Origin of the sequence: Roseicyclus sp. (genome assembly GCF_052168335.1) — a bacterium.
GTDB lineage: Bacteria > Pseudomonadota > Alphaproteobacteria > Rhodobacterales > Rhodobacteraceae > Roseibacterium.
On record NZ_JBQLZP010000270.1, the window covers coordinates 1 to 18,345 of the forward strand.

General features: G+C 69.5%; 18 protein-coding genes and 1 pseudogene. 5 read left to right on the forward strand and 14 right to left on the reverse strand.

Annotation, left to right across the window (positions count from 1 at the left end; translation table 11 throughout):
* The coding region (locus ACTS11_RS08150; RefSeq protein ID WP_442639828.1) for an SDR family NAD(P)-dependent oxidoreductase at positions 1-242 on the reverse strand (242 nt) is incomplete at its 3' end.
* Between the two features lie 229 nt (positions 243-471).
* Between ACTS11_RS08150 and ACTS11_RS08155 the strand changes: the two genes are divergently transcribed.
* Both ACTS11_RS08155 and ACTS11_RS08160 read left to right on the forward strand, forming a co-directional pair.
* Positions 472-2,052, forward strand: coding sequence for a Re/Si-specific NAD(P)(+) transhydrogenase subunit alpha (locus ACTS11_RS08155; protein ID WP_442639829.1), 1,581 nt, complete (start codon positions 472-474; stop codon positions 2,050-2,052).
* Between the two features lie 20 nt (positions 2,053-2,072).
* On the forward strand, positions 2,073-3,593 hold the full coding sequence (locus tag ACTS11_RS08160) for an NAD(P)(+) transhydrogenase (Re/Si-specific) subunit beta (protein ID WP_442639830.1): 1,521 nt from the start codon (positions 2,073-2,075) through the stop codon (positions 3,591-3,593).
* Positions 3,594-3,666: 73 nt separating this feature from the next.
* On the opposite strand, the gene ACTS11_RS08165 is transcribed toward ACTS11_RS08160, so the two are convergent.
* The 4 genes from ACTS11_RS08165 to ACTS11_RS08180 all read right to left on the reverse strand — a co-directional run bounded on the left by ACTS11_RS08165 (position 3,667) and on the right by ACTS11_RS08180 (position 6,132).
* Positions 3,667-4,074 carry an SET domain-containing protein gene (locus tag ACTS11_RS08165; RefSeq protein ID WP_442639831.1) on the reverse strand — a complete coding sequence of 136 codons (408 nt, stop codon included), beginning with the start codon at positions 4,072-4,074 and terminating at the stop codon, positions 3,667-3,669.
* 168 nt (positions 4,075-4,242) lie between these two features.
* Positions 4,243-4,701, reverse strand: a complete 459-nt coding sequence (locus tag ACTS11_RS08170) for a DUF2267 domain-containing protein (RefSeq protein WP_442639832.1) — start codon at positions 4,699-4,701, stop codon at positions 4,243-4,245.
* 40 nt (positions 4,702-4,741) lie between these two features.
* Positions 4,742-4,918 carry a hemin uptake protein HemP gene (gene hemP, locus ACTS11_RS08175; protein ID WP_442639833.1) on the reverse strand — a complete coding sequence of 59 codons (177 nt, stop codon included), beginning with the start codon at positions 4,916-4,918 and terminating at the stop codon, positions 4,742-4,744.
* Positions 4,919-4,980: 62 nt separating this feature from the next.
* Positions 4,981-6,132 carry an acetoin utilization protein AcuC gene (locus ACTS11_RS08180; protein ID WP_442639834.1) on the reverse strand — a complete coding sequence of 384 codons (1,152 nt, stop codon included), beginning with the start codon at positions 6,130-6,132 and terminating at the stop codon, positions 4,981-4,983.
* A 152-nt stretch (positions 6,133-6,284) separates the two neighbouring features.
* Between ACTS11_RS08180 and ACTS11_RS08185 the strand changes: the two genes are divergently transcribed.
* From ACTS11_RS08185 to ACTS11_RS08195, 3 genes are all read left to right on the forward strand, one after another.
* Entirely contained in the window at positions 6,285-6,764 is a 480-nt protein-coding gene (locus tag ACTS11_RS08185; RefSeq protein WP_442639835.1) for an NUDIX hydrolase, read from the forward strand.
* Positions 6,765-6,825: 61 nt separating this feature from the next.
* The gene (locus tag ACTS11_RS08190; RefSeq protein ID WP_442639836.1) at positions 6,826-7,260 is read left to right on the forward strand and encodes a DUF1178 family protein; all 435 of its coding nucleotides are present in this window, start codon (positions 6,826-6,828) and stop codon (positions 7,258-7,260) included.
* Positions 7,261-7,712: 452 nt separating this feature from the next.
* Positions 7,713-8,162: a VPLPA-CTERM sorting domain-containing protein gene (locus tag ACTS11_RS08195; RefSeq protein WP_442639837.1), complete on the forward strand. Its 450-nt coding sequence runs from the start codon at positions 7,713-7,715 to the stop codon at positions 8,160-8,162.
* A 6-nt stretch (positions 8,163-8,168) separates the two neighbouring features.
* Here the strand turns inward: ACTS11_RS08195 and ACTS11_RS08200 are convergent, their stop codons facing one another.
* From ACTS11_RS08200 to ACTS11_RS08240, 9 genes and pseudogenes are all read right to left on the reverse strand, one after another.
* A complete protein-coding gene (locus ACTS11_RS08200; protein ID WP_442639838.1) occupies positions 8,169-9,365 on the reverse strand; it encodes a glycosyltransferase family 2 protein in 1,197 nt (398 codons plus the stop codon).
* A 4-nt stretch (positions 9,366-9,369) separates the two neighbouring features.
* Positions 9,370-10,251 (reverse strand): glycosyltransferase family 2 protein, encoded by an 882-nt coding sequence (locus ACTS11_RS08205; protein WP_442639839.1) that lies wholly within the window; start codon positions 10,249-10,251, stop codon positions 9,370-9,372.
* Positions 10,252-10,253: 2 nt separating this feature from the next.
* Positions 10,254-11,114, reverse strand: coding sequence for a glycosyltransferase family 2 protein (locus ACTS11_RS08210; protein ID WP_442639840.1), 861 nt, complete (start codon positions 11,112-11,114; stop codon positions 10,254-10,256).
* A gap of 3 nt (positions 11,115-11,117) precedes the next feature.
* Positions 11,118-12,272 (reverse strand): glycosyltransferase family 61 protein, encoded by a 1,155-nt coding sequence (locus tag ACTS11_RS08215; protein ID WP_442639841.1) that lies wholly within the window; start codon positions 12,270-12,272, stop codon positions 11,118-11,120.
* Positions 12,269-13,081: a hypothetical protein gene (locus ACTS11_RS08220; protein WP_442639842.1), complete on the reverse strand. Its 813-nt coding sequence runs from the start codon at positions 13,079-13,081 to the stop codon at positions 12,269-12,271. The genes ACTS11_RS08215 and ACTS11_RS08220 overlap by 4 nt, the downstream gene beginning before the upstream one ends.
* Before the next feature lie 152 nt (positions 13,082-13,233).
* On the reverse strand, positions 13,234-14,379 hold the full coding sequence (locus ACTS11_RS08225; RefSeq protein WP_442639843.1) for a hypothetical protein: 1,146 nt from the start codon (positions 14,377-14,379) through the stop codon (positions 13,234-13,236).
* A gap of 202 nt (positions 14,380-14,581) precedes the next feature.
* Complete coding sequence (locus tag ACTS11_RS08230; RefSeq protein ID WP_442639844.1) at positions 14,582-16,852, reverse strand: sulfatase-like hydrolase/transferase; 2,271 nt, start codon at positions 16,850-16,852, stop codon at positions 14,582-14,584.
* Positions 16,852-17,613: a hypothetical protein gene (locus ACTS11_RS08235; protein ID WP_442639845.1), complete on the reverse strand. Its 762-nt coding sequence runs from the start codon at positions 17,611-17,613 to the stop codon at positions 16,852-16,854. The genes ACTS11_RS08230 and ACTS11_RS08235 overlap by 1 nt, the downstream gene beginning before the upstream one ends.
* Positions 17,603-18,345, reverse strand: a pseudogene (locus ACTS11_RS08240) (hypothetical protein); the annotation flags it as partial. The gene ACTS11_RS08235 and the pseudogene ACTS11_RS08240, both read right to left, overlap by 11 nt.

An 18,345-nucleotide genomic window follows, 5' to 3' on the forward strand; every position in this document is an offset into this window, starting at 1 on the left:
ATCGAGACCGGCCCCCGCGCCTCCGCCGCCGCCGCGATGCCGTCGCGGACCGAGGCCTCGTCGGCCACGTCCATGGCCAGCGGGTGGAGACGCTGGGCATCCTCGGCCACCCGCTCCAGCCGCGCGGAGTCGCGGCCGGTGATCGTGACCTCCGCCCCCGCCGCCGCCAGCGCCCGCGCGATGCCGAGGCCGATCCCGGTTCCGCCGCCCGTCACCAGCGCATGCCGCCCCGCGTGCTCCATCCCGTCTCCTCCCGTTCCGGTGCCCGAGCCTAGCGCCCCCGCGGCCATGCGCAATCCGCCCGTTGCGCTGGACAAATCCGCGGCCAGGGGCATCTATGCGTTCCGGATCGCGGAAGTTGCGCAGCATACGGCGGTATACGAAATATTCTGTCGCGGGTGCGGGCGTTGTGGTGCCTCGAAGCTCTTGCTATGGGGGCTTGGGACCTGCTCGGACATGAGGGGAAAAGCTTTGAAGATTGGGGCTCCGAAGGAGATCGAACCGGGCGAATCGCGCGTGGCGATGACGCCGGACAGCGCGCAGGCGCTGCAGAAGCTCGGCTACGAATGCGCCATCGAGACGGGCGCGGGTGCCGCGGCGGGCTTCACCGACGCGGCCTACGAGGCGGCGGGCGTCGAGGTGCTCAAGACGGCGGCGGCCCTCTGGAAGGCCGTCGACATCGTCGCCAAGGTGCGTCCCCCGACCGAGACGGAGGCCAAGCGCCTGAGCGAGGGGCAGCTTCTGATCTCCTTCTTCTGGCCGGGCCAGAACGAGGCTCTGCTGGAACTCGCGCGCTCGAAGAAGGCCAGCGTGATCGCGATGGACATGGTCCCGCGCATCAGCCGCGCGCAGAAGATGGACGCGCTGTCGTCGATGGCGAACATCGCGGGCTACCGCGCGGTGATCGAGGCCGGCAACAACTTCGGCCGCTTCTTCACCGGCCAGGTGACGGCGGCGGGCAAGGTGCCCCCGGCCAAGGTCCTCGTCGTCGGCGCGGGCGTCGCGGGCCTCGCGGCGATCGGCACGGCCACCTCGCTCGGCGCCATCGTCTACGCCTTCGACGTGCGCCCCGAGGTGTCCGAGCAGATCGAGTCGATGGGCGCCGAGTTCGTCTTCCTCGACTTCGAGGAGACGAGCCAGAACAGCGCGGCGACCGGCGGCTACGCGGCCCCCTCGAGCCCCGAGTTCCGGGAGAAGCAGCTCGCCAAGTTCCGCGAGCTTGCCCCCGAGATGGACATCGTGATCACCACGGCGCTCATCCCCGGCCGGCCCGCGCCCGTCCTCTGGACCAAGGACATGGTCGAGGCGATGAAGCCCGGCTCCGTCATCGTCGACCTCGCCGCCGAGCGCGGCGGCAACTGCGAGCTGACCAAGGCCGACGAGAAGGTCGTGACCGACAACGGCGTCACCATCGTCGGCTACACCGACTTCCCCAGCCGCATGGCGACGCAGTCCTCGACGCTCTACTCGACGAACATCCGCCACATGATGACGGACCTCACGCCCGAGAAGGACGGCCAGGTGGTCCACAACATGGAGGACGACGTCATCCGTGGCGCGACGGTGACGCACGAGGGCGAGATCACCTGGCCGCCGCCGCCGCCGAAGGTCGCGGCCATCGCCGCCGCGCCGAAGAAGGAGAAGCCGAAGGAACTCACGCCCGAGCAGAAGCGGGCGCAGGAGGTCGCGGCCTTCAAGGCGCAGACCAAGAGCCAGGTCACCATGCTGGCCGTGGGCGCGGCGCTGGTGCTGGGCGTGGGTCTCATCCCCGGCATGCCGGCGAGCTTCATGCAGCACTTCATCGTCTTCGTGCTCTCGGTCTTCATCGGCTTCCAGGTGATCTGGAACGTGGCGCATTCGCTCCACACGCCGCTCATGGCCGTCACCAACGCCATCTCGTCGATCATCATCCTCGGCGCGCTCATCCAGATCGGGTCCTCCTCGGCCCTGATCACGGTCCTGGGCGGCCTCGCCATCCTGATGGCGTCGGTGAACATCTTCGGGGGCTTCCTCGTGACACGGCGCATGCTCGCCATGTTCCAGAAATCCTGAGCGGGCAGGGGTAAGAGACAATGGATTTCGCATTCACCATTGCGGCCTATGCCGTGGCCGCGGTTCTCTTCATCCTGTCGCTCGGGGGGCTCTCGGGACAGGAAAGCGCCAAGCGCGCGGTCTGGTACGGGATCGCGGGCATGGCGATCGCGGTGCTGGCCACGATCGTCGGGCCGGGGCAGGGGCTCTGGCCGGCCTCGATCATCCTCATCATCATCGGCGCGGCGGTGGGCTACCAGCTCGCCACGCGGGTGCAGATGACCCAGATGCCCGAGCTCGTCGCGATCATGCACAGCCTCGTGGGCCTCGCGGCGGTCTTCGTCGGTTTCAACGCCGACATCATGATCAACACGGTGCAGAACCTGCTGATCTCCGAGGTCGGCACCCGCTGCGCCGAGGGGCTCAGCTACTACGCCTGCGCGCAGGCGGCGGGCAGCACGGCGCTCGACGGGCTGTCCTCCTTCGGGCAGCTCGTGGCCAAGAAGACGTCGATCGAGATCACGATCCTCAAGGTCGAGCTCGCGCTCGGCATCTGGATCGGCGCCGTGACCTTCACGGGCTCGGTCGTCGCCTACGGCAAGCTCTCGGGCTCGGCGAGCCTCCTGCCGTTCAAGATCGACACCTCGGCCAAGCAGCTTCCGGGGGGCCACCTCCTGAACGCGGCGGCGGCGGCGGCCTCGGTCGTGCTCCTGTTCATGTACCTCGGCGGCGCGGGCTCCTGGACGCTGATCCTGCTCGCGGCGCTCGCGCTCTTCATCGGCTACCACCTGATCATGGGGATCGGCGGCGCGGACATGCCCGTGGTCGTCTCGATGCTGAACAGCTACTCGGGCTGGGCGGCGGCGGCGATCGGCTTCTCGCTGTCGAACGACCTCCTGATCGTGGTGGGCGCGCTCGTCGGCTCGTCGGGGGCGATCCTCAGCTACATCATGTGCAAGGCGATGAACCGCAGCTTCGTGAGCGTCATCCTCGGCGGCTTCGGCGGCGCGACGGGCCCCGCGGCGGCCATCGAGGGCGAGCAGGTCGCCATCGACGCCGACGGCGTGGCGGCGGCGCTGAACGACGCGGACAGCGTCATCATCGTGCCGGGCTACGGCATGGCAGTGGCGCAGGCGCAGCAGTCGGTCAGCGAACTGACGCGCAAGCTGCGCGCCGCGGGCAAGGAGGTGCGCTTCGCCATCCACCCCGTCGCGGGCCGTCTGCCGGGGCACATGAACGTGCTGCTCGCCGAGGCGAAGGTGCCCTACGACATCGTGCTCGAGATGGAGGAGATCAACGAGGACTTCCCGTCCACCGACGTGGTCATCGTGATCGGCTCGAACGACATCGTGAACCCCGCCGCCCAGGACGACCCGAACAGCCCCATCGCGGGGATGCCGGTCCTGGAGGTCTGGAAGGCCAAGCAGGTCTTCGTCTCCAAGCGGGGGCAGGGCACCGGCTATTCCGGCATCGAGAACCCGCTGTTCTACAAGGACAACACGCGGATGTTCTACGGCGACGCGAAGGCCTCGATCGACTCGCTCCTGCCGAAGATCGGCTGAGGCACGGCATCTCTGAACGGGAACGGCCGGTGGAGCGATCCGCCGGCCGTTTTCCGTTTCGGGGTGTCCCGGATCAGGCTGCGGCGGCCTTCACCCGATGGCGCGGCGGCTGCATCTGGATCTCGCCCAGCGTGAAGCTGGAATAGTGGCACGTCAGCTCGGTCCCCGCGGGAATGTCGCAGCGCGCGACGCCCACGGCGGGGTCGGTGAAGTCGAGGTTGGGCTCGTCCGCGTGGTTCATGAAGCGGCCCTCGTCGCTTTCCAGCACGACCTGGGAGAGGTCGGTCCAGTCGGGATAGGTGTAGCGCTCGAGGAACTCGCGTACGTGGGGCGCTGCGGCCTCCACGAAGCTGACCGGGATGCGGACGTCGAGCACCGGCTCGGCGCGCCAGACGATCTGGCCCTTCGCGATGTCGTCATGGCAGAAGACGCCCAGTCCCTCGATGTCGGACGGGGCGAGGTAGCAGCGCACTGTCATCATGCGCCTGATCCTTCTGAAAGGCCGGCCCGCCCTCCGGGGAATGTTGTGACGGGCCTGTCGGGCCCGACGCGGGCGGTTCGCGCGATTGCGGAAGATGCGACATCCGGTGCGATTTGCAAGCGGCCATGAGAGCCGCGTGACGGAATTCCGCCGGTCCCTCCGCGGCGCTCAGACGATGCGCGGGGCGAGGTCCTGCGGGCTGTCCGTCTCGACGTGCCAGAAGGCCTCCGCGCCCGCCGGCAGGGTGGCGAGGACGCGCTCCAGTTCGGCGTGCCGGACCGAGCGCCAGAGGGCGCGCGCGACCGCCTCGATGGCGTTCTCCGGCGTCAGGTTGTGGTGCGGCCGCAGCGCCTGCGCCTCGCGCGTCATCTCCGCGCGGGATGCGAAGGGAAGGGGGCGCGCGTCGGGCACCCAGCCCGCCACGAAGATCGCGCGCGGGACGCTCGGCAGGACGGTGGCGAAGCGCAGGCCCTCCTTCGCCGTCAGACGCGCCCGGAAGACGTGGAAGACCCCGTCGACCGCCGTATAGGCCATGTTGTCGGAGATCAGCCCCGTCGCCTCCCGCACGTCGTCGAGGAAGGCGCGCCATTCGCGGCTGGCGTGGCGGTACGTCCAGGGCATCGGCATGGGCCGAGCCTGTCCCCGTCGCGGCCCGCCGGTCAATGCCTCACTTCGTGAGGATGAGCTTGCCCGCCCGCGTGATGCGCAGCGTGTAGGTCTGGTCGTCGAGGACGATGAAGGCCGTGCCCTCGCCGCCGGTCAGGCGCCGGGCGTCGTGGACGGGGTGGCTCGGGCGCGGGGCCGCGAGCGGGTCGGAGGCGTCGTGCGTCGAAAGATAGGACATGGGCGGATCTCCCGGCTGGTCGCTGTCGCTGCCGGTAATCCTGAGTGAATCGCTCAGACTTGTCAATCCTGAGTTAAACTATCGGGAATTATCCCGCGCGCCGCCGGTCTCGCGGTCAGGACGGCGAGACGCGCGGCGATTTCCCCGCGCACGGGGCCGGGGCGGGGCGCGTCACGCAGCGTCGTGAACCAGTGCGCGGGCGGATTGCGGCCCGCGCGCGCGTTGGCCCATGTCAGGCCGCGCAGAACCGCCTCCGCCTCGGGGGGGAGACGGTCGGGGATGTCGTGGCCGTTCAGCGTCGCCCAGATGCCGGTCCAGAGCCGCCCGACCGACCAGGGGTTGTAGCCGCCTCCGCCGAGGACCATGAGGCGCGGCGGCGACAGCGCCATGATCCCCCGCAGCACCGCCCAGTGCGCGTTGTTCGACAGCGCGAGGCGGGAGAGCGGGTCCTCCTCCACCGCGTCGGCGCCGCACTGGAGGACGACCGCGTCGGCGGCGAAGCCCGCGACGGCGGGCAGGATCAGCCGCTCCCGGATTTCCGCCATCTCGCTGTCGTTGAGGCCGCGCGGCACGGGCAGGTTCAGCACGTTGCCGCCGCCATCCTCCGCCAGCGCCCCGGTGAAGGGCCAGCGCTTCTCCTCGTGGACCGAGATCAGCAGCGTCTCGGTATCGCCCGCGAAGGCGTGCTCCACCCCGTCCGCGTGGTGCGCGTCGATGTCCACGTAGGCGACGCGCCGCGCGCCCGCACGGCGCAGCGACAGGATCGCGAGAACGGGATCGTTGAGGTAGCAGAACCCGCCCGCCCGGTCGGGGAAGCCGTGATGCGTGCCGCCGCCCGGGTGGTGGATGACGCCGCCCTGCGCCAAGAGTTCGCCGGCCAGCAACGACGCCCCCGCCGCCGTGGCGGGCCTGCGGAACATCTCGGGGAAGACCGGGTTCGCCACCGTTCCCAGCCCGTGACGCAGGCGCACGGCGTCGCTGACGCTCTGGCTGCGCTCGGCCTCCTCCAGCGCGGCGATGTAGTCGGGCGTGTGCCAGATCGTCAGCGCGGCGGGCTTGGCGCGGGGGCTGTTGCGGAACTGGTCGGCTCCGAGCCAGCCCATCGCGCGGGCGAGGTCCATGACCGTCGAGACGCGCGGCACCCGCAGCGGATGGTGCGCCCCGTAGGAGGAGGCGCGGTAGATCTCGGAGCCGAGGAAGAGCGGGCGGTCCATGGGCCTGTCGGGATTGGGGCCTGTCGGGATTGGGGCCTGTCGGGATTGGGGCCTTTCGGGAATGCGGTGCCCCACGCCAGCTAACCCCTTGACGGGCGGCGTCAAGACGGCCCGATTGATCGCCGCCCGCCCCCATGCGATACAGGGCAGCCATGGCCCGACATCCCGCGATCCAGACCCCTCTCCGCATCGGCGCCTCCGCGAGGCGCGAGACCCGGACGCAGTTCGGCGCGCTCTGCTACCGCCCGGCGGATGCGAAGCCGGGGTTCGAGGTGCTGCTGGTCTCGTCGCGCGACACGGGCCGCTGGATCATCCCCAAGGGATGGCCGATGGACGGCGAGACGCCGGCCGCCGCCGCCGCGCTCGAGGCCTGGGAGGAGGCGGGCGTCCGGGGCCGCGTGCACGAGGTCTGCATCGGCCATTATTCCTACCAGAAGTGGATCGACGAGGAGTTTTCGATCCCCTGCGTGGTCGCGGTCTTCCCGATCGAGGTGCTGCGCCTCGACGACGACTACCCCGAGGCCAAGGACCGCAAGCGCAAGTGGCTGACGCCCAAGAAGGCCGCGCAGCGCCTGGGCGAGCCCGAGCTGCGCGAGATCGTCAAGAGCTTCGATCCGAAGAAGCTGGGCTAGGAGAGGACCGCTTGAAGGCCGCGCCGATCCGAATATCTGCAAGGGCGGAGGTTCGACGCCCATGATCCGCTACGCCCTCAAGTGCTCGGGCGACCACCGCTTCGAGAGCTGGTTCCAGTCCGCGGCCGCCTATGACGCGCTGGCCGCGCGCGGGCTCGTGTCGTGCCCCGTCTGCGGCGGCAGCGACGTGGAAAAGGCGATCATGGCCCCGCGCGTGGCGACCTCCGAGGAGGCGCCGCCCCGGCCGGCGGAGCGCCCGCTGACCGGGCCCGCGCATCCGGCCGAGCAGATGCTGAAGGCGTTGCGCGAGCATCTGGAGAAGAACTCCACCTATGTCGGACCCCGCTTCGCGGCCGAGGCGCGCGCCATGCATCTCGGCGAGCGGGAGGAGGGCTCGATCCACGGCGAGGCGACGCCCGAGGAGGCCCGCGCGCTGATCGAGGAGGGCGTGCCCGTGGCCCCGATCCCCGGCCTCGTCCGGGGCAAGCGGAACTGAGCCCCGCCCCATTTCGGGGCGTTTTCGGCGGGATTGCGGCCGAAACATGGTATTGCCGCAATGGCAACAAAGCCGGTGTCGGCACTCAAGAATCTGAAATGTATAGACAAAAATCCGGGCGCGCGTCCTGTGCCCCCGGAGTGCCGCCCAAGGCGGCGCTGGACATCCCGGCAGCGGTCCGGCAGGAATGTGTCATTCCCGAGGCGGCGCACCTCCGGCCTTTCTGCCGGGCGCAAGGGCGGCACCTCGATTTCGATACGAGACGATACTGACTGGACGTTGACATAATGAAGAAGACATTGGCAGGCCTTGCGCTTGCAACCACGCTGGGCGTCGGAGGGCCCGCAACCGCTTCGTCGGTTCTGACCTTCACGCTCCACGAAGGCGGCTCGACGGCCGCAATCACGAAAGTCGAGGGAAGCTTCTGCAGCATTTTTTCGACGTGTTTCGACGTGGAGACGGCGGGCTTCGACGGCACGACATTCGCCCTGGGGGAGGGCGGGTCGCAGACCTTCGATTTCCTGAACTTCAATTACCGGGGCGACCCGCGCGGCACCTACCGGATCAGCGCGTCGCTCGCGCTGAGCCAGCCGCTCTCGACGGTCGTGTCCGACACGGCCGGGGTCGAGATCACCACGGTCTCGGGCCAGTTGTCTCAGGGACGCCTCCGCTGGGACAGGACGGTTCCGACGGTCGTGAACATGGCCGACGGGTCGGCCTTCTCGGTCATCTTCAACGATTTCGATTACGGCCAGGGAAGCTGGCTTCAGGGCCCGCTCGTCGCCACCGCGACCATCGAGGCGCTGGACGTGGCGCCGGTTCCGCTGCCGGCGACGGGCCTGCTGCTCCTTGCGGGCATGGGCGCGATGGTCGCGCTGCGCCGTCGCCGCGACGCGGCCTGAGCGGCTTCACGCTCCGGCGGCGGGGCCCCGCGCCTCGAGTTCGGCGAAGTCGCGCGCGTCGCGCTCCGCCTCGAGCCGCGAGACCGAGGCCGCGACCTGACGCGCGATCTCGGCGGGCGCCATGCCCTGCCGTCTCAGCCGGTCCACGATGGCCTTGCCCTGCGGTCCCAGCGGCTGCGTGAAGAGTAGCGCGTCGAGCCCCTCGTAGGGCACGCCCGCCATGTGATCGAGCTTGTCCATCCGCCGCGGATGCATCGGCTCGGCCCGGAGACGCGCGATCTGGGCTGCGTGCCAGGCCAGCCCGTCGCGGTGCAGCCCGGCCAGAATCGGGTCCTTCAGGTAGTCCGCGATCCGGTCGCGCACGGCCCCCGCATGGGCGAGGAGCGCCTCGCGTTCGGTCTCGTTCCGGTCGAAGATCCCGAAATAGGTCGCGTCGTACTTGTCGGGCTTGGCGTTCACGTTGCCCCGCACCTGCCGCAGCAGGTAGGCCTCGCGGCTCTTCACCGCGAAATGCGCCATTTCCACGAGGTCGTAGCCCAGCGTCGCGGCGGAGGAGCGCCACATCCCCTCGAGAAACTGCCGTGTCATCGGCCGACCCGAGCCGTTGACCCACCTGAGCGCCGCGAGCTGTTCCATCCGCGCCGGCTCGCGCCCCGCGCCCTTCACCGTCGGGCGGTGGATGCCGAGCTTCATGTCGGGGAAGGGGCGGAACAGCGTCTTCACGCCCCAGCCCTTGCGGAAGTCGTCGGGCGCGCCGCGCGTGTAGCTCTCGATCACGAGGCCGGGGTTCCAGTCGACGAGGCCGTTCGAGCCCATGATCCGCCAGGTGACGACGATGCCCTCCGTCCCCTCCGGCACCGCGGCCACGAGGTCGGGCAGGCGGCCCGCGCCCGTCCTGATCGAGAGGAACTCGTCGGCGTCGAGCGCGATCAGCCAGTCGGTGTCGAGGACCGCCACGTCCTTCTGCGCCGCCCTCAGCGCCATTGGCTGCGGCTTCTCCCCCTCGGCCACCGGGTTGTCGCGGCGGAGGACCGGCGCGCCGATCTGGCCGAGGCGGTCGAGCATCGCGTCGGTGCCGTCGCGGCAGTCGTTCGTGTAGACCACGATCCGGTCGAAGCCGATGACCTCCTGGAAGGCCACCCACTCGAGGAGCGCGGGCGCCTCGTCGCGCATCATGCTCAGGGCTGTGAACCGCTCGGCCATGGCGTCAAGTCATCGGCGTTGCGGCCGTCTCGCGCAAGAGACCTCCCGCCGCCTCGAGCGCGGCGGCCTCCTCCGGCCCGAGGATATGGAGCCTGTCGTGGAGCGCGCGATAGCCCGCCTCGGGGTCGGGCAGGGCGGCGATCGCGTCGATCCGGTCCTTGAGGGGCCCGGAGAAGCCGTGCGATCCCGCTCGCCAAGCCACCTTCGCCCGCCAGCGGGCGTAGTCCGGCGCGATGTCGTGGACGAGGTGCGCCCGGTCCTCGGGCCCGAGGACGGGACCGGGCAGGCGGGCGCCCTGCGCGTCCTCCGCCCAGTGGAGGCGGATGCGCAGGCCGGCAAGGCCGGTCCGGTGGAACGACTTGCCCTCCGGGTGGCCGACGAGACCCTCGCGCCGACGGAAGAGGTCGGCGTCCGGCCCGTAGACCTCGTTCACCACCCGCCGCGGGATCGGAAGCCGCAGCGCGCTGCCGCCTTCCCGCAGGGTCACGGCTTCGGCGCTCCGGACCCGGAGGCTGAGCGCATCGGCGGGCAGGGCGGCGAGCGTGTCGGGGATCGACCGGCCGCGCAGCCACATCCGTTCGTCCGCGTCGAGGACGAGGAGCCAGGGCGCCGCCGCCTCGGCATAGGCGGCGTTGAGCGCGGCACGCTGGCGGCGGGTGAACCGCGCGTCCGGCTTCACGCCGAGCCCGCGCCACAGCTCCGCCGTGCAGGACCGGAGCTCGAGCCTCGGCTCGCCCGACAGCGCCATGCGCGCCGGGTCGTCGGGGTCGTCGAGGAAGAGGACGATCCGCTCCGCCCCGCAGCCGAGGTGCCACTCGACGAAACGGCGCAGCACCGGCAGCGGCTCGCGCGCGACGGTGACGACGCTGAAGCCCCCTTCGGCCACCCTCAGACCATCCCGAAGAAGCGCGGCGGGATGCCGACCGGAAGACCCTGCCCCGTCGCCGCCGGGTGGGTCGAGGCGCGCGGGCGCGGGGCGGGGCTGCCATCCGCCTCGACCGGGAAGTCGCGATGCGCGATGTCGCGGGCCAGGGCGAAGTCGAGGGGCGCGGGCCCGCTCTCCGCGATGGCCCCGAGGCGCCCGGCCTGGTGCTCCACGAAGCTCGGATGCTGCGCCGTGCCGCCTCGCGCGGCCAGCCGCTCCTCCGCCACGCCCCGGTCGGCGAGCGCCAGGTGGAAGAGCGTGAAGTGCCGCGAGAGCACGACCTCGCGATTGAGCAGCCGGTGCGCGCCCCCCGCCCAGTTGTTCCAGCGAGAGATCACGAAGGGCTTGGAATAGCGGTCGGCGACGTAGCCCTGCCGACGCTGCCCCAGGACCGGCGCCCCGCGGTCGAGCGGCGCCGTCTCCTCCGGGCCCTGAACCACGTCGACGCCGAGGGCGAAGATGTAGCCCTCCTCGGTCAGTTCCTCGAGCGCCCGCGGCCAGTCGAGGCCGCTTTCGGGATCGACCACCACGTATTCGTCCACGTCGCCCCGGATGACGAACTCGTAGCGCTTCCTGAGCGCGTTGGCGCGGGCGGACATCTCCTTCGCCATGAAGCGGTCGTTGCGGATGCGCCGCCGCGGCGCGTCGAGGAGGATCTCGGTCGCGATGCCGGTCAGATCGACCGAAGGCTCCCAGTCGTCGCCGTCGATCACGACGTACAGGTTCTCGCGTCCGACGATGGCGCCGTAATGCGCGATCCACTTCGCGAGGAAGAAATCCTCGTGCCGCACATGGGTGAGCGCGCAGGCGAAGTCTTTCGCCATGGCTCAGGTCCCGTGAAGGGCGAGGGGCTCGCCCATCCGCGCCGCGAGCCCCGCCGCGGCCTCTGCGAGGTCCGCTGGTTCCGGCGCCGTCCAGCCGCGCGCGTGCGCGATGAAGCCCGCCCCAGCCAGCGCCGCCCCGATGGCGGGAAAGTCGAGGAGCGCGTGCGTCTCGCGCTTCACGACCCGCCGCCCGGAGGGATGGTAGAAGCCCGACACCGCCTCGATCCGCAGGGGCTCGATGCCCGCGAAGCTGCGGAACTGGAGGAGATAGTCCTCGATGTTGTGGGACGGGCCCCGGTTCAGGATCGCCACCCGCGTCCCGGGTCCCGCCAGCATCGCCGCGAGGTGCAGCGCCGAGCCGTCGAGCGCCACGATCCGCCGCGCGGCTTTCCAGCGCGCAAGCTGCGTCGGCAGGTCATGCTCCTGCGGGTGGAAGATTGTGTAGCCCGCCGCCTCCATCAGCGCCTCGATCCGCGTCTCGAGCAGCACCGAGCCCCGCTTCGTCGGCAGGCGCGCGCGCGACACGTAGATGTCGGCCGGCCCCTCCGCCGCGATCCCGGCGCCGAGCCTGTCGCGCATGAAGGCGCGGTACTCCGGCCGTCCCGCGATGAGCCTGCCGATCCCGAAGCCCTGCGGCGGCACGGCCAGGCGCTCGACCGCCACGGGAGCCTGCGGCGCGCGGACCGCGAGGCGCCCGAGCCCCAGCGCCTCGAGGAAGGGCGCCTGCTGGCGGATTTGCCGCCGCTCGTGCGTCATGCGCTGCTTGGGAAGGAAGACGATCCCGTCCACCTCCCCGAGCCGCGGCAGGGCCCAGAGCCGGCTCGTCGTCTCGCAGAGGAAATGGCCGAAATGCCCGTAGAAGAGGCCGCCATAGAGCCATCTCCCCGGCAGCCGCTCGACCGGCCCGTCCAGCCTCGGCACCACGGGCGCGACCGTGATCGGCCCGTCGGCGTAGCGGTGGCAATGCCCCTCGGGCAGGAATTGCCCGTCCCGGTCGAAGAGGCCCGCAGCCCGCCGTGCGCCGCCCGGCTCCTCGACGCCCCAGGGCACCAGCGTCACCTCGTCCAGCCACGCGGGCGTCCAGCCCGTCGCGCGCTGCGGGTCGAAGTCGAGGGCGCCGCCCTCCTCCGCCGCGATGCCGAGGGGTTCGAGGCTCATTCCTCGAGCGCGGCTTCGGGGACGATGCCGACCTCCCGCGCCATCCGCCAGGCATAGGAGTTCTCGAGCGGCGCGTTCTTCCGCCACCAGGGCCGCGTGCCGTTGGTGTAGAGGTGGACCGAGACCGTCGCGTCGGTGAACCAGCCCTCCACCCGCCCGTGCGGATCGTAGAACACGTCGTTGAGCTGGAACGGCACGGGATACAGGACGTCGGGCGTCATCGCCCGCGCGTCGTCGCCCGTGACTTGCGCGAAATGGGTGAAGGCCTGCGGGCCGAAGGCCGTCCGCTCCGTCCGGTAGATGCGGATCGCGTGCGGCAGCGCGGGGTCCTGCTTCTCGATCTTGCGCCGCTGGTTCCTGTTCCACCAGGGCGGCACCTCGGGGAGGTTCTCGTAGTAGTCGAGCAGCATGTCGATCAGCGCGCAGTCCCGCGGCAGGCCCACGACCCCGCAGTTCAGCGCCCCCCGCATCCCGTGGCCCGCGAAGACGTAGTCCCATTCCTCGGGGAAGGGCCGGTGGCAGAAGGCGTCGCAGTCGACCCAGATCGCGCCCGTGGCCTTGATCATCTTGTAGCGGAAGACGTTCGACAGGAAGGAGGCCGAGGTCTCGGCCACGATGTCCATGGGGATGTCCATGATCTCGGAGGCGGGGCGCAGCGTGACGCCCTCCGGCGCGTTCGAGACCGTGTCCGTGCAGTAGAGCGTCACGGGGTGGCCGTGGCGCAGGTGCGAGGCGAGGCAGAGCTGGTTGAGATAGTGCAGCCGCTCCCCGATCCAGAGGGAGGCGACCGGCCTGCGATTGAGGTCCAACTGGATACTCCCGACACTGCCCGATCCGCGCGGGTAGACCCCGCGTCGCTTGGGGGCAGTGTCGCCTGTTTCGGGGCTCGGGGCAAAGGGGGTCGGGAAGGAGGCTCGCGGGGTGTTGCGGGGGTGCAAGGGGGTGTGGATGATCCTATGCATTATGTCCTTGATCTGAGAACAATGCCGAGGAGGTTAAGTGAGACTTCCATTGCGAGAAGGATATGGACCCACCACTGAATTCCAACAATGACTGTAAAAACGCCAATGCCAGAAAGCCAGCCTATTGGTGGTGCCGGTTCAATAATGAGGTGCATTCTCTCATCAAAGTGAACGAGGTGTCCAAAGTAGATCCCCCAAATCGCCTCCGCCGAGCAAAAGGCAATCGCCATCATAACCGCAGACAGGTACGGCAACAAAGAGAAGACTGTCGCAATGAGAAGTCCAGGAAGATCTCGTGTATCAAGCGTTACCCAGTATTCATTGCCATCCAGCGTCTCTAGTTGATTGACTGCTCGATGAAGCTGCCAGAGAATGAACAACATAAAGAATGGCGCTACATGTAGAATAATTACGAGGGGGGCGGTAATGCCGGAGAAATTGGCGGTTTCCGTCCTTTGGGAGAAAAGGGCATCAATTGCGATTTGAAGGTCGCTCCCGCGATAATGCCCGCCTGTTTGTTCGGCGAGGGACCTCGCTAGCGCGTTTCGGAGAGCTGATGCAGAGGTGAAGACATGCTCATCCATTGGGGGGAAAAGTGCGGCCTCAGCTCCCCTGCTTTCTTCGATTTGCCCAGTCTCGTCTCGAAAAAACTCAATCTCGCCTACAATCCGCTCGGGAAGGAGCAGAGCAGGTAGCGGTTCCAGCCATGACTTTGGCAACAGGAAGAAATAGTCATCGGCGGCTTCTGAATGTATGATGGCGCCTGAGAGCTGGCCGCGAAATCCAGGGACGCAGTCGGACGCATCAAAGAAAATGATTTGCGCTTCCAAAAAGTCAAGCCATCGTTCTCCAGCCATTGTGGGTGCAAAGTAAATGAATCGATCCGGGATCTGCCTTTCAATGAGAAGCACATCGCATTCGATTCGGGGGTGGCTGCGTAATTCTAATTCTGCATGAGATCCTCCGGGGATGGGGTCGCTAGTGAACCCAAGAGCTTCATACTGAGACAAGCTCGGGAGGACATAGTTTTCGTTTAGGTGGTCTGAAATTGCTCTGCCCTTATCTGTCAGCCCAAAGACTTCATCTCTCGAAAGTTCGTTGAGTGAAAAATCTTGCCATTCCGCAAGTGCAACCAAGAGCTCCATTCTTTCCGAGTAGCTTTCCAGCTTCCGTTCGAGGAGTAGTTGGTGCACAACCAACGCGAATGCTATGGCTAGGACAAGATAATAGCTCTGAAGCTTCTTTACGCTGGAGACACTGGAGCTCAATCGCGTAACCCAAACTTGTTTTTATGTATATTGAGTGGCAACTGCCGATAATGCAAGCAAGCGATTGCAATCGCCCCCCTCACACCACCTGCCCCCTTAAATCCACCCCCTCCGCCACGCCCGTCACCTCCACGACCCCGAGCCCGAGGCGGATGCGCCAGACCCCTCCGCCCATGGGCCGGACCGACGGCTGGCCCGGCCAGGCGGCGAGGTCGTAGACCTGGCCTTCGTCCCAGCCCCGGATCACGCAGACCCCGCCCCAGGCGATGCGGAAGCGTTTCGCGCCCGGCGCCGCCTCGATCTCGGTGACGCCGGTGCCCACATGCACCTCGTGGTCGCCCGGCCCCAGCCGCACGCGGTTCCGCCCCGGCCCCGGGTCCACGGTCGAGGCGCCCTCGCCGTCCTCGATCACGTCGTTGCCGTGCCCGCCCCGGATCACGTTCCGCCCCGTGTAGCCGAAGATCACGTCCTCGCCCGTCCCCCCGTCGAGCGTGTCGCGCCCGGGCCCGCCGTGGAGCGTGTCGTTCCCCGCCTCGCCGTAGAACGCGTGCCGCCGGTTCGCCTGCTTGGCCTTCGCGATCATCAGGTCGTCGCCCGCGCCGCCCCGGAAGACCGCGCCGCCGTGCTTGGGCCCGATCATCACGTCGTTGCCGTCCGAGCCGGTGAGGTCGATCTCCACCCGCTCGGAGGTCTCGAACTCGATGGGGCTGTCGGGGTGGGCGACGATGCGGATGGTCTTGCCGCTCTGCCCGTCCGCCTCCGACCGGGAGACGACGGTGGCGATGCGGATCTTCTCGACGTTGGCGGGGCAGTGGAGCACGTAGTCGTCCGGCCCCGCCATGTACCACAGCGTGTCGGTGCCGCCGTCCCTGTCCTCGCGGATCTTCTCGGCGTCGGCGCCGTAGGCCCAGTAATGCGTGTCCCCCCGCCCGCCCGCGAGCACGACCGACCCGTCCACCGCCATCATCGCGTTGACGCCGTCCGCCGGGTTCTCGTGACCGCGCAGGTCGAGCCCGAGTTCGAGTGCGCCCCGCACCAGTTCGTCCCTCAGGCGCTCCATCGGCGCGGTCGCGACGAGGTTCTCGGTCTCGCCGGGGTCGCTCACGATGTCGTAGACGTGCTCCTCCCCGTTCGGGTAGCGGAAGTAGCGCAGATGCGTCAGCCCTTCGACGGAGGGCCGGACCGAGAGCGTGCCGAAGACGCTGGTGACGGGTGATTTCGTGCGGTCGTAGGTGCCGAAGCGCGCGTCGATCAGCGGCAGGAGCGACTGGCCCGAGGTCCAGTCCGGCCGTGGCGGCAGACCGGCGAGCTGCATCACCGTCTTCGGCAGGTTGTGGAGCGAGACGGGCAGGTCGATCTCGGCCGCTTCCATCCCCGGCAGGCGGATCGCGAGCGGGACGTGGGCGGCGCTGTCCCACTGGCTCATCTTGTGGAAACTGTCGTGATTGCCGAGGTTGAAGCCGTTGTCCGACAGGAAGACGACGCTGGTGTCCGCCCCGAAGGCCGAGGCGTCGAGCGCGTCGAGAAAGCGCCCGATCTCGTGGTCCACATGCGAGCAGGCGGCGAAGTAGGCGCGCACCACCTGCCGCCAGGCCTCGTCCCCCGCCTTCTCCGGCGTCCACTGGCCGTTGGCGATGTAGGCCGCCTCGTAGACGGCGAAACCGGGCTGCGGCCCGTGGTAATCCTCGGCGTGGGCGATGTCTGGCCAGCGGATGCGCGCGGGATCGTACTGCGCGTAGAAGCGGTCGGGGCAGATCAGGTTGTAGTGCGGGTGCTTGAAGCCGAGCTGGATCAGCGTCCGGCGCGAGGGATCGGCGCGGCCGAGGAAGTCGATGGCGTTCTGGGCGACGTGATGGTCGTAGAAGCGGTCGTCCTGGCTGCCGTCGTCGTCGGGATGGTTCACGCCCTTGATGCCGGGTCCGCGGTCGAGATAGGCGTGGACGCCGCTGCGGCGGCCGCGATCGTCGGCCTCGGGCTCCTCGTGGAAGAGGATGCGGCGGTATTCCTCGGGCATCGGCTGGTAGTTCGCGTCCACCTTGCCGGTCGTGAAGGTGTAGAAACCCGCGCGCCGGAGGTCGTATTGCCAGGCGCGCTCGGGCCGGTGGACGTCGCGCCAGAAGCGGTTGAGATCGACGAGGCCCGAGCGGAAGGGGCTGAGCCCCGTCGCGATCTCGGCCCGGCAGGGGGCGCAGAGCGGCACCGTGGCGTAGGCGTTCGTGAAGCGCGCGGCCCGCGCCATGAAACGGTCGAGGTTCGGCGTCTCGATCCGGAGGCCGAAGGCGTCGCGCCAGGTGTAGACGTCGATCAGGTCGTCGACCCAGATCAGGCAGATGTGGCGCCCGGCCTCCATCAGGCCCCCGCCCAGAGGTGATGGCGGCGGAGCGCGCGCAACAGCGGGCGCCCCGGCTCGTGGAGGAGCGCGCGGCCGGGCCAGAGCCAGACGTCGAGGATCAGCGCCTCGCCCAGCGTCTTCAGGAGCTTCGGGCGCTGGTTGCGCGCGGCGATGAACAGGCTCGCGGGGCCGTGGAGGACGGGTGCGGTCGCGTCGCTCCCGGTTTCCGCGCCGTCAAGGAAGAGGCGGAGCGACCCGCCCGCAAGGCTCGCCACGGCGAGGCGCGGCGTGCCGCGCGCAGGGCAGGGGAGCGAGGCCTCCACCTTTCCGGCATCGTCCTTCGCGGTGAGGATGCCGTCGGCCTCGGACAGGAACAGGTAGTTCTCGCCCTCGCCGCGCCGTGCCGCGCCGCCCATGTTGAGCGTCAGGAGCGTCCGCGCCTCTCCGCCCGGCGGCGTGATCCAGCGGACGGCGAGCGTGGCGGTCCCGGCCTCCGACGCCGCCTCGGTCGCGACGAAGCCGCAATGGACCCCGGCCCGGCAGCGGAGCCCGGCCTCGGTCCCGTGGCGGCCGAGGCTTGCATTGCCCTCGTTGGGTTCCGTCGGCACCGCGCGCACCCCGCCGAGGCGGGCGGGCCATGTCGCCCGCAGGTCGCCCCCGTGCCACCAGAGCGCGCCCGTTCCCTCGAACCCCGCGGCCGGCGCGGCGCAGAGGGCCGCCTCCGGCACCGGCTCCGCCAGGTCGACGGGCGCCTCGAGGGCGCTGCTCTCACCGGCCAAGGGGCCCTCCCCGCACCGGCAGGTGCGCGGGCAGCGCCCAGCGGTGCAGGCGCGCGCCCGTGCGGCTTTCGAGGCTCCAGCCGTCGCGGACGGCACCCGTGGCGCGCCGCGTGTCGCCCTCGGCCGTCATCGCGTAGGCGAGCCGCAGGTCCGCGCCCTCGGGCCGCCTGTCGCAGCGGACGAGGACCGCCCGAGGGTCGTCCGGGGCCAGCGCCACCTCGCGGATCGCGGCTCCGTTCTCCGCTCCCGCCAGGCGAAAGCCCATCGCGGGACCGGCGCCGAGCGGATCGTCCGGGTCGAGCACGAGATCGCCCTCCGCCTGCAAGGTCACGCGGATCGTGTCCTCCGCGCCCGGCTCCCGCTCGGCGAGGTGGAGGACGGGGCAGCGCCAGCCGGTGCCCGCGACGATGGCCGCGGCGGTCATCTCCGCCATCTGGCGGCGTGCTTCCTCGGTGGGGCGGTCATGCGCGTCGAGCGCGAACATGTAGGCGGGCGCGGAATGGATCAGCCGGTGGCCGCCATGGTTCCACGACAGCTCCCACTGGCCCTCCAGCGCGGCGGCGGGCGCGGCATCGGGCAGCCCGTTCTCGAACCGCGCGACGAAGAGCGGGCGGTCGAACCCTTCGGCGGCGAGCGCCGCCTCGACGGAAGCCATCGTGGCGAGCATCCCGTCGCGGTAGGCGGCCGCGTCCGCCGAAAGGTCCTCGAGCGCGTAGTCGAGGCAGACCGCCG

What these genes read in the sequence shown, in the direction of transcription:
- ACTS11_RS08160 (WP_442639830.1), top strand. Translation starts at nt 2,073, where the DNA reads ATGGATTTCGCATTCACCATTGCGGCCTATGCCGTGGCCGCGGTTCTC.
- ACTS11_RS08165 (WP_442639831.1), bottom strand. Translation starts at nt 4,074, where the DNA reads ATGATGACAGTGCGCTGCTACCTCGCCCCGTCCGACATCGAGGGACTG.
- ACTS11_RS08170 (WP_442639832.1), bottom strand. Translation starts at nt 4,701, where the DNA reads ATGCCGATGCCCTGGACGTACCGCCACGCCAGCCGCGAATGGCGCGCC.
- hemP (WP_442639833.1), bottom strand. Translation starts at nt 4,918, where the DNA reads ATGTCCTATCTTTCGACGCACGACGCCTCCGACCCGCTCGCGGCCCCG.
- ACTS11_RS08180 (WP_442639834.1), bottom strand. Translation starts at nt 6,132, where the DNA reads ATGGACCGCCCGCTCTTCCTCGGCTCCGAGATCTACCGCGCCTCCTCC.
- ACTS11_RS08185 (WP_442639835.1), top strand. Translation starts at nt 6,285, where the DNA reads ATGGCCCGACATCCCGCGATCCAGACCCCTCTCCGCATCGGCGCCTCC.
- ACTS11_RS08190 (WP_442639836.1), top strand. Translation starts at nt 6,826, where the DNA reads ATGATCCGCTACGCCCTCAAGTGCTCGGGCGACCACCGCTTCGAGAGC.
- ACTS11_RS08200 (WP_442639838.1), bottom strand. Translation starts at nt 9,365, where the DNA reads ATGGCCGAGCGGTTCACAGCCCTGAGCATGATGCGCGACGAGGCGCCC.
- ACTS11_RS08210 (WP_442639840.1), bottom strand. Translation starts at nt 11,114, where the DNA reads ATGGCGAAAGACTTCGCCTGCGCGCTCACCCATGTGCGGCACGAGGAT.
- ACTS11_RS08215 (WP_442639841.1), bottom strand. Translation starts at nt 12,272, where the DNA reads ATGAGCCTCGAACCCCTCGGCATCGCGGCGGAGGAGGGCGGCGCCCTC.
- ACTS11_RS08225 (WP_442639843.1), bottom strand. Translation starts at nt 14,379, where the DNA reads ATGGAGCTCTTGGTTGCACTTGCGGAATGGCAAGATTTTTCACTCAAC.
- ACTS11_RS08230 (WP_442639844.1), bottom strand. Translation starts at nt 16,852, where the DNA reads ATGGAGGCCGGGCGCCACATCTGCCTGATCTGGGTCGACGACCTGATC.